Source organism: Aquabacterium sp. (assembly GCF_004297345.1).
In the GTDB taxonomy this organism is placed as follows: domain Bacteria; phylum Pseudomonadota; class Gammaproteobacteria; order Burkholderiales; family Burkholderiaceae_C; genus Aquabacterium.
Genome location: NZ_SCTN01000570.1, coordinates 1 through 1,848 on the forward strand (window position 1 = coordinate 1; position 1,848 = coordinate 1,848).

Annotated in this window: 2 protein-coding genes; both read left to right on the forward strand. The window is 52.4% G+C overall.

The genetic code is table 11. From position 1 onward, the window contains the following. Nucleotides 1-243, forward strand: a 243-nt coding sequence (locus tag EPO09_RS21565; protein WP_290646561.1) for a hypothetical protein, incomplete at its 5' end; no start/stop codon positions are given. Between the two features lie 134 nt (nt 244-377). Beyond that, on the forward strand, nt 378-1,400 hold the full coding sequence (locus tag EPO09_RS21570) for an IS110 family transposase (RefSeq protein WP_290646563.1): 1,023 nt from the start codon (nt 378-380) through the stop codon (nt 1,398-1,400). Nucleotides 1,401-1,848: the final 448 nt, after the last annotated feature.

Here is a 1,848-nt window from a genome sequence, read left to right on the forward strand (position 1 = left end):
TTCGTGGTAGAAACTTCTTTTCCGAGTCTTGGCGCGCCGTTCATCATCGACGATCCGCCGTTTGTTAATCCCTCGGATGATCACATGATGCAGCGTCCCTGGGCTATCCAACCTCGCTTGTCTTGGCATCGTTCCAACCGTTGCAACTCAGACTCTCTTGACCATTACCCGGACTTTGTCTCGTTAGTCAATTACGTCCCTATTTACCTACCAAGACCTCGTATGGATAGTGAGGGGGAATAAGGTCAGACTTTGATTTCCACACATTCTTATAAGATAGTCGTGAAATGAAAGTCTGATAATCATCTAGCCAGCAACTCCGAGAGGCACTAAGGTTGGTGATGAGCCAACCCCACAACTCAAAGGAGGAGACGAAGATGAAACTATACGCAGCGATCGATCTGCACTCGACGAATAATGTCACGGTAGTAATCGACGAACAAGATCGAGTGGTTTATCAGAAACGCTTGCCCAACGATCTGGCATTGATCGTAAAGGAACTCTCGGTCTATCAATCCGAGATCGAAGGGATCGTGGTCGAGTCGACCTACAACTGGTACTGGCTGGTCGATGGTTTGATGGAACAAGGCTACAAGGTGCACCTGGCCAACACCGCGGCGATCCAACAGTATGAAGGGTTGAAGTACACCGACGATCACAGCGACGCGCGTTGGTTGGCACACCTGTTGAGACTGGGAGTGTTGCCAGAGGGATATATTTATCCCAGAGCCGATCGGCCCGTGCGCGATCTACTACGCAAGCGCGGTCAGATGGTGCGCCAGAGAACGACCAATCTATTGAGCATTCAGAATCTACTGACCCGCAACACCGGCAGTTCGCTCAACGCCAACCGAGTCAAAAGACTCGATGTCCAACAGGTCGATGAGCTTTTGCCCAATGGGGATCTCGCCCTGGCGCTCAAGGCGAACCTATCGGTGATGTGCAGCGCCGATGAACAAGTCGAGCTTCTCGAACAGACCGTCACACAAAGAGTCGAGCTTCGTCCGCAGTTCAGCTTTCTCAAAACGGTACCGGGGATCGGGGAGATTCTGGCACTGACCATCATGCTAGAGACCGGCGACATCAGGAGATTTGCCAGTGTGGGAAACTTTGCTTCGTACTGCCGGTGTGTCGGCAGTCAGAAGATCAGCAACGGTAAGAAAAAAGGCCAGGGCAACACCAAGAACGGGAACAAGTATCTGGCCTGGGCATTTCTCGAAGCAGCCCACTTCGCCATCCGGTTCAACTCCAAGATTAAGAGTTTCGATCAGAGAAAGAAGGCCAAGAGCAAAGCGGTGGTGGCCATCAAAGCGGTGGCGCACAAGCTGTGTCGGGCTTGTTATTACATCATGAGGGATCGGGTTGCGTTCGATATAACCAAGGCCTTCGGTCCGAAGTAAGTTTACACGGTTGGGATGGGGCAGTGAGCTTGCATTGGGGTTGGCTCAAAACCACAAGGTCTGATTAGCCGCTGTCCCGTCCCTTAAATACAACTCGCAAGAGTTGTGATCGGCTGGGACGCCCACGCCGTGAGCCACAAAGGGGTTGGACCCGAAAGGGAGCCATAGGATCTGTGCATCCGCTACCGTTGGAGGCGGCGTGGTACCGACAGTTTTCTGGGGCAAGGAAGCTTGCCAGGGGCCGCAAGAAATCTCTTTTGAGATTTCCTCCAATGTCTTGAACCTGATGGGTGACTGGTGCGGACCAACGATCCGACACCGCATGAAAAGAAAACAGGGGCGCGTTACCGAAAGATCACCGCCTGGGCGAGAAGAAAAAAAGGGGGAAAGAAGAAAATTCTTTTCACGGGGAATGTCTGTGCCTACTTGACCTGCCGGCTAATGGGTG

Excerpts from the sequence above, each read along its gene's own strand:
- EPO09_RS21570 (WP_290646563.1), top strand. The coding sequence starts at position 378 with ATGAAACTATACGCAGCGATCGATCTGCACTCGACGAATAATGTCACG.